General features: G+C 73.0%; 6 protein-coding genes. 4 read left to right on the top strand and 2 right to left on the bottom strand.

Annotated elements, in window-relative coordinates; translation table 11 throughout:
- Positions 1-78 precede the first annotated feature (78 nt).
- The 3 genes from AOK24_RS05475 to AOK24_RS05465 all read left to right on the top strand — a co-directional run bounded on the left by AOK24_RS05475 (position 79) and on the right by AOK24_RS05465 (position 5330).
- Positions 79-2787: a SpoIIE family protein phosphatase gene (locus AOK24_RS05475; protein ID WP_409120982.1), complete on the top strand. Its 2709-nt coding sequence runs from the start codon at positions 79-81 to the stop codon at positions 2785-2787.
- A 141-nt stretch (positions 2788-2928) separates the two neighbouring features.
- Positions 2929-4293, top strand: a complete 1365-nt coding sequence (locus tag AOK24_RS05470; protein ID WP_055718913.1) for an FAD-dependent oxidoreductase — start codon at positions 2929-2931, stop codon at positions 4291-4293.
- A 74-nt stretch (positions 4294-4367) separates the two neighbouring features.
- Entirely contained in the window at positions 4368-5330 is a 963-nt protein-coding gene (locus tag AOK24_RS05465; RefSeq protein ID WP_055718912.1) for a DUF1152 domain-containing protein, read from the top strand.
- Here the strand turns inward: AOK24_RS05465 and AOK24_RS05460 are convergent.
- Both AOK24_RS05460 and AOK24_RS05455 read right to left on the bottom strand, forming a co-directional pair.
- Positions 5301-6299, bottom strand: a complete 999-nt coding sequence (locus AOK24_RS05460; protein WP_055718911.1) for a hypothetical protein — start codon at positions 6297-6299, stop codon at positions 5301-5303. The genes AOK24_RS05465 and AOK24_RS05460 overlap by 30 nt on opposite strands.
- Positions 6296-6667: a PadR family transcriptional regulator gene (locus AOK24_RS05455; protein WP_055718910.1), complete on the bottom strand. Its 372-nt coding sequence runs from the start codon at positions 6665-6667 to the stop codon at positions 6296-6298. The genes AOK24_RS05460 and AOK24_RS05455 overlap by 4 nt, the downstream gene beginning before the upstream one ends.
- A gap of 274 nt (positions 6668-6941) precedes the next feature.
- Between AOK24_RS05455 and AOK24_RS05450 the strand changes: the two genes are divergently transcribed.
- Positions 6942-7412, top strand: a 471-nt coding sequence (locus AOK24_RS05450) for a hypothetical protein (protein ID WP_079056685.1), incomplete at its 3' end; no start/stop codon positions are given.

Raw genomic sequence — 7412 nt, 5'->3', positions numbered from 1 at the left:
GTCCCCGCCCCCGCGTGCGCCGTATCACCCTCCGTTACGCCTCTCGCCTCCCGGAGCCCGGCAGTGTAGACATGGCGCATGGCCCGTCGTCCCCGTGGACCACACGCACCGCGTCCGTCCGTCTCAGCCCGCCGCGCACGGGAGCGGCGGATCCCCGTCGCGCCGCGCCGGGCGCTGGGCCGGCGGAGTCTGGCCACCCAGGTGTTCGTGCTCCAGGTGGCCGTCGTCCTGCTGCTGGTCGTCGCGGCGGTGGTCGCGCTGGTGCTCCAGGTCCGGCACGACGGCACGGAGGAGGCCCGCAACCGCTCGCTGGCGGTCGCGGAGTCGTTCGCGAACTCGCCGGGGATGCTGGAGGCGCTGGCCTCGCCTGACCCGACGACGGTGCTCCAGCCGCGCGCGGAGGCCGCCCGCAAGGCCGCCGACATGGACTTCATCGTCGTCATGAACCCGGACGGCATCCGCTACACGCACCCGAAGCCGGACCGCATCGGCAAGAAGTTCGTCGGGACGATCGCGCCCGCGCAGGCGGGCGGCACGGTCGTCGAGGACATCGACGGCACGATAGGGCGCCTGGTCCAGGCCGTCGTCCCCGTGAAGTCGCCGTACGGCAAGGTCGTCGGCCTGGTGTCGGCGGGGATCACGACGGAGAGCGTCGGCGGGACCGTCGACCGTCAGCTGCCCCTCGTGCTGGTCACGGCGGGTGCCGCGCTGCTGCTCGCGACGGGCGGCACCGCGCTGGTCAGCCGCCGTCTGCTGCGCCAGACGCACGGTCTGGGCCCGCGCGAGATGACCCGCATGTACGAGCACCACGACGCGGTGCTGCACGCCGTGCGCGAGGGCGTCCTGATCGTGGACGGCGACGGCCGCCTGATGCTCGCGAACGACGAGGCGTACCGCCTGCTGGACCTCCCGCAGAACGCGGAGGGCCGGTACGTCATGAGCCTGGGCCTGGACGCGGCGACGGCGGAGCTGCTGGCGTCCGGCGCGGTCGTGACGGACGAGGTGCGCCTGGTCGGCGACAAGCTGCTGGCGATCAACCAGCGCCCCACCCAGCTCGCGGGCGGCCCCTCGGGCAGCGTCGCGACCCTGCGCGACTCGACGGAGCTGCGGGCCCTGTCCGGCCGCGCGGAGGAGGCCCGCGAGCGGCTGGACATCCTGTACGCGGCCGGCGTCGGCATCGGCACGGACCTGGACGTGACGCGTACGGCGGAGGAGCTGGCCGAGCTGGCGATGCCCCGGTTCGCCGACTTCGTGACCGTCGACCTGTTCGACTCGGTGATCAAGGGCGAGGAGCCGGAGCCGGGCTCGGCGCTGCGGCGCACGGCGTCGACGGGCGTGCGCAAGGGCGCTCCGCTGTACGCGGTCGGCGAGCCGCTGAAGTTCGTGGAGTCGGCGCCGCAGGCCCGCAGCCTCGCGGAGGGCCGGGCGGTGCTGGAGGCGCGGCTGGACGCGTCGCCGGGGTGGCGGGCGCAGGACCTCGAACGCACCGAGCAGGTCGTCGAGTTCGGCATCCACTCGCTGATCACGGTCCCCGTGCGCGCGGGCGCGCTGGTGCTGGGCGTGGTGAGTTTCTGGCGTTCGGAGCGGCCCGAGCCGTTCGACTCGGACGAGGTGGCGCTCGCGGAGGAGCTGGTGGCGCGGGCGGCGGTCACCATCGACAACGCCCGCCGCTACACCCGCGAGCACAAGATGGCGGAAACGCTTCAGCGCAGCCTGCTGCCGCGCACGCTGCCCGCGCAGAGCGCCCTGGACATCGCGTACCGCTACCTGCCCGCGCAGGCCGGGGTGGGCGGCGACTGGTTCGACGTCCTGCCGCTGTCGGGGGCGCGGGTCGCGCTGGTGGTCGGCGACGTCGTCGGGCACGGGCTGCTCGCGGCGGCGACGATGGGCCGGCTGCGGACGGCCGTGCACAACTTCTCGGCGCTGGACCTCGCGCCGGAGGAACTCCTCGGTCTGCTGGACGAGTTGGTGAACCGGATCGACCAGGAGGACGAGTCGGCGGCCCCGGTGACCGGCGCGACCTGCCTGTACGCGATCTACGACCCGGTGTCGCGGCGCTGCACGATGGCGCGGGCCGGGCATCCGCCGCCCGCGATCGTGCACCCGGACGGCCGGGTGGAGTTCGCGGAGGTGCCGCCGGGGCTACCGCTGGGCCTGGGCGGGCTGCCGTCGTTCGAGACGGTCGAGCTGGAGCTGCCCGAGGGCAGCCGGCTCGCGCTGTACACGGACGGTCTGGTGGAGTCCCGGGACCGGGACATCGACAGCGGCCTCGACCTGCTGAGCGCGGCCCTCGCGGGCGCGCCGGACGCGCCGGAGCCGACCTGTGTGGCGGTCCTGGACGCGCTGCTGCCGGCCCGCCAGAACGACGACATCGCGCTGATCGTCGCCCGTACGCGCGCGCTGGGCCCGGACCGGGTCGCGGAGTGGGAGGTGCCGATGGACCCGGCGGAGGTCGCGCGGGTGCGCGCGGCGGTCGCCCGGCGCCTGGTGGAGTGGGACCTGGAGGACCTGTCGTTCACGACCGAGCTGATCCTGAGCGAGCTGGTCACCAACGCGATCCGCTACGGCGGCGCCCCGGTGCGGGTGCGGCTGCTGCGCGACCGGTCGCTGATCTGCGAGGTCTCCGACGCGAGCAGTACGTCACCGCACCTGCGGTACGCGGCGATGACGGACGAGGGCGGGCGGGGCCTGTTCCTGGTGGCGCAGCTCGCGGAGCGGTGGGGGACGCGGTACTCGTCCGTGGGCAAGGTCATCTGGGCGGAACAGCCACTACCAGTAAACGGATAAACTGCTGGTCGCACCCGACGTCGGGAGAACTCATAAGACCGGTTTATGAGCTCATAGACCGGACCCGCGTACCGGGTTAGGCTTGCCTTAGTTTAGGCTTCCCGTCGAGTCGATCAACTGCCGCTCGAAGGGAACCTGATCATGCCCCGCCCCCTGCGGGTAGCCATCGTCGGAGCCGGCCCCGCCGGGATCTACGCCGCCGACGCGCTGCTCAAGTCCGATGTGGCCGCCGACCCCGGTGTCTCCATCGACCTCTTCGAGCGGATGCCGGCCCCGTTCGGACTGATCCGGTACGGCGTGGCCCCGGACCACCCCCGCATCAAGGGCATCATCACCGCCCTGCACCAAGTGCTGGACAAGCCGCAGATCCGCCTCTTCGGCAACGTCGACTACCCCGCCGACATCAGCCTCGACGACCTGCGCGCCTTCTACGACGCCGTGATCTTCTCGACCGGCGCGATGGCCGACCGCGAGCTGGCGATCCCGGGCATCGACCTGGACGGCTCCTACGGCGCCGCCGACTTCGTGTCCTGGTACGACGGCCACCCGGACGTCCCGCGCACCTGGCCCCTGGAGGCCGAGAAGGTCGCCGTCCTCGGCGTCGGCAACGTCGCCCTCGACGTGGCCCGCATCCTCGCGAAGACGGCGGACGAGCTGCTGCCGACCGAGATCCCGGCCAACGTGTACGACGGCCTGAAGGCCAACAAGGCGCTGGAGGTGCACGTCTTCGGGCGCCGCGGCCCCGCGCAGGCCAAGTTCTCCCCGATGGAGCTGCGGGAGCTGGACCACTCCCCCAACATCGAGGTCATCGTCGACCCCGAGGACATCGACTACGACGAGGGCTCGATCGCGACGCGGCGCGGCAACAAGCAGGCCGACATGGTCGCCAAGACGCTGGAGAACTGGGCGATCCGCGACGTCGGGAACCGCCCGCACAAGCTGTTCCTGCACTTCTTCGAGTCGCCCACCGAGATCCTCGGCGAGGACGGCAAGGTCGTGGGCCTGCGCACCGAGCGCACGGAGCTGGACGGCACGGGCAACGTCAAGGGCACGGCCAAGTTCACCGACTGGGACCTGGGCGCCGTCTACCGCGCCGTCGGCTACCTCTCCGAGAAGCTCCCGAAGCTCCCCTGGGACCTCGACTCGGGCACCGTCCCGGACGAGGGCGGCCGGGTCATCGAGGAGAGCGGCAGCCACCTGACGTCCGTGTACGTCACCGGCTGGATCCGGCGCGGCCCGGTCGGCCTCATCGGCCACACCAAGGGCGACGCGAACGAGACGGTCGCGAACCTCCTGGACGACCACGCGAACGGCCGCCTCCAGGAGCCGTCGTCGCCGCAGCCCGAGTCCGTCGACGCCTTCCTGGCCGAGCGCGAGGTCCGCTTCACCACCTGGGAGGGCTGGTACAAGCTGGACGCCGCCGAGAAGGCCCTCGGCGAGCCCCAGGGCCGCGAGCGCGTCAAGCTCGTCGAGCGCGAGGACATGCTCCGCGAGAGCGGCGCCTGACCCGATCGATCCGGCGCGGGGCGGTCGTACAGAATTCTTGTACGGCCGCCCCGCGCCGTTGTTATGGTCCCCCGATGTTCTCCCTCCCCGAACCTCCCCTCTTCGCCCGCCTGCGCGACGCCCGCCGGGTCCTGATCGCCGGTGCGGGCGGCGGTTTCGACGTGTACGCCGGGCTGCCGCTGGCGTTCGCGCTGCGGGCGGCCGGCAAGGAGGTCCACCTCGCGAACCTGTCGTTCGCTGACCTGTACGGCCTCCCGTCCGAGGTGTGGATCGAGCCGGACGTCGCCGCCGTACGGCCCGGCACCCCCGTGCGCGGCGACTACTTCCCGGAACGCACGCTCGCGCAGTGGCTCGACGGCCGGGGGCTGCCGTCCACGGTGTACGCCTTCGCGCGCACCGGCGCCGCGCCGCTGCTGGACGCCTACCGGGCGCTTCTCGACCACTTGGGCGGCATCGACGCGATCGTCCTGGTCGACGGCGGGACCGACATCCTGATGCGCGGGGACGAACACGGGCTGGGGACGCCGGAGGAGGACATGGCGAGCCTGGCCGCCGTGGCTCAACTGAACGTCGCCGAGCGGCTGGTGGTGTGCCTGGGGTTCGGGGTGGACGCCTATCACGGCGTCAACCACGCGCTGGTGCTGGAGAATCTGGCCGCGCTGGACCGCGAGGGCGGCTATCTGGGCGCCTTCTCGATCCCCCGGGAGAGCGCGGAGGGCGCCGCCTATCTGGATGCCGTCGCGCACGCGCAGGAGGCGACGGCGAGCCACCCGAGCATCGTGCAGGGGTCGGTCGCCGCCGCCGTACGCGGGGAGTTCGGGGACGTGCGGTTCACGGAGCGGACCAAGAAGGGGGAGCTGTTCGTGAATCCGCTGATGGCGATGTACTTCTGCGTGGACGCCGGCGCGCTCGCCCGGCGCAATCTCTACCTGGACCGGCTGGCTCAGACGGTGCTGATGCGGCAGATCAGTTCGCGGATCGAGGAGTTCAGGGACGGGCTGCCCCGGCTACGGGCGCCCCGCGCGTTCCCGCACTGAGCGCGCGGCCACGGCGGTGAGGGCGGCGGTCAGCAGGAGCAGGCCCGCCGCTTGGCCGACCGAGCCGAAGCGGGCGACGGCCGGGAGGACGTCGTACCAGTGGTAGAGGGTCGTCACGCGCAGGGCGAGCAGCAGGGCGCCGAGGGCCGCGAGCGCGAAGGCGGTGTCCGGGGTGCGGGGGCGCCAGGCCAGCCAGGCGAGGCCCGCGAGGAGGACGGCCGTGGAGGGGGCCCACACGGAGTCGGTGGCCAGCGGCAGGACGGTCTGGGAGGCACCCATGGTCACGCAGGCGGCGAGGTAGGCGAGGCCGGGGGTGCCCGCGGGGAGGGCGGCCGGCGGGGCGTCGTGGTGGTAGGCGGCGTACACCGCGAGGACGGTGAGCCAGGCGAGCAGGCCGTTGGCGGTGGCGTAGGGCAGGTCCGGCGGGAAGGCGTCGGTGACGAACGGGGCGACGAACACCCAGAGTTCGGGCAGCGCGGCAACGGCGGCGGTGATCCCGGCGAGGCGCCTGCGGTCGCGCAGGAGCGCGAAGTAGGCGACCGTCCACAGCAGCGGGAGCGTCCACTCCAGGACGGCGACCGGCACGCTGTTCCCCGGCCCCCGGCCGTTGAAACGGGTCAGGAACAGGTCCCACTGCGCCGATCCGTGGGAACTCCCCCAGGTCAGTTCGAGGACCCGGTCCACGAGCGCCGAGGCGGCCTGGAGGAGGAGCGCGAACAGCGCGAACTGCCGTACGGACGCGCCGAACAGGGCGTACCTGCGGGGCGAGGCGGCCGTGCCGAGGCGGGTGCGGACGGCGAGCGCGGCGATGCTCGCGACCTCGCCGAGCGTGGGGCGGCTCTGGTCCTGGGTCTCCTGGTCGACGTCCCACAGGTACGTCTCGACCATCTCCTCCTCGCGCTCGCGCCGGTAGTAGGCGGGCAGCAGGCGCAGGACGGTCCGGTAGCGGGATTCCAGCAGCGTGCTCATGCGACTCCTCCGGCGAGTCCGGGGCCCGTCACGGGCGGTACGACGGGCGCGGCCGGGCTGTGGCCGCCTTCGGCGATACGGCGCTTGGCCGCGCTCGCGCCCGCCGCCATGCGCTCCGCCTCGGCGTCCAGCGCGGCGACGCCCTCGTCGGTGAGGCGGTAGTACCGGCGCAGCCTGCCCTGCTGGACCTCCTCGCGGTCCAGGACGATCAGGGCGTCGGCGGTGAGTCTGTCGAGGACGCCGTAGAGCGTGCCGACCCTGAGGCTGACCTCGCCGCCGGAGAGGTCCTCGACCTCGCGCAGGATGCCGTACCCGTGCCGGGGCTGGTCCGCGAGGGCCGTCAGCACGAAGAACGCGGCCTGTGTCATCGACTTCGTTCCCATGGAACTGAATATATCGGCTGCCGATATATTTCGCACGCCGGAACGCGGATCGCGCGGACAGGGAGGGGCGCCGCCGGGCCGCGCGTCCCCGCCGCAAGGAGAAGGCTTCGGCATGCTGTGAACCGCCCTCGACCCGGGTAGATCTCCCTTTGCGCACCTTCGCGCAGCACTCTCGACAACAAAAGGACACATGGCCTTGGCTCTCGCGTACCCTGACGCACCATCAACTCGTCGCCCGGGACGGTCGTGGACGATCCGCGTGACGGGGCACCGCGACCGGACCGCCTCCGTCACCTGCTCCTCGAACTGCCCGATGCCGGCCCGTTCCCGCGACGTCGCGGCCCTGCGCCGCTTCGCGGAAGCGCACGCCGCCGCGCACGCGCGCGCGGCGACCGTCCGGCCCGATGCCGCGTGCGGCTGCCGCCAGCTGAAGTGCGCGGCCCACGAAGGCACGCGCGCCTCCTGCGCGGGCGCCGTCGTCCTGGTCCTGCGCCACGACCCCGCCGTCGGGCAGGTCTGGACCCTCATGGAGGTCTGCTCCGCCTGTGCGCCCCTGATGTCCCACACGCGGGTCGTCGCGCGGGCCGCACCGCGCGCCCGGCAGGGGGGCGACGCGCCGCCGGCCGCAGCGCCCGTCACGGCCGCGCAGGCGCCCCCGGCCCAGGCCGCCCGTGCCGTGCCGGGCGGGTTCAGCGCGCCCGCGCGCGAGGGCGGGGGCCTGGAGGAGGCC

It is taken from the genome of Streptomyces niveiscabiei (assembly GCF_001419795.1).
Taxonomy (GTDB): domain Bacteria; phylum Actinomycetota; class Actinomycetes; order Streptomycetales; family Streptomycetaceae; genus Streptomyces; species Streptomyces niveiscabiei.
This window is presented reverse-complemented; position numbering and strand designations above follow the sequence as displayed.

Bases quoted from the DNA above. Each gene is read 5' to 3' on its own strand.
- AOK24_RS05460 (WP_055718911.1), bottom strand. From the start codon at position 6,299: ATGAGCACGCTGCTGGAATCCCGCTACCGGACCGTCCTGCGCCTGCTG.
- AOK24_RS05465 (WP_055718912.1), top strand. From the start codon at position 4,368: ATGTTCTCCCTCCCCGAACCTCCCCTCTTCGCCCGCCTGCGCGACGCC.
- AOK24_RS05475 (WP_409120982.1), top strand. From the start codon at position 79: ATGGCCCGTCGTCCCCGTGGACCACACGCACCGCGTCCGTCCGTCTCA.
- AOK24_RS05470 (WP_055718913.1), top strand. From the start codon at position 2,929: ATGCCCCGCCCCCTGCGGGTAGCCATCGTCGGAGCCGGCCCCGCCGGG.
- AOK24_RS05455 (WP_055718910.1), bottom strand. From the start codon at position 6,667: ATGACACAGGCCGCGTTCTTCGTGCTGACGGCCCTCGCGGACCAGCCC.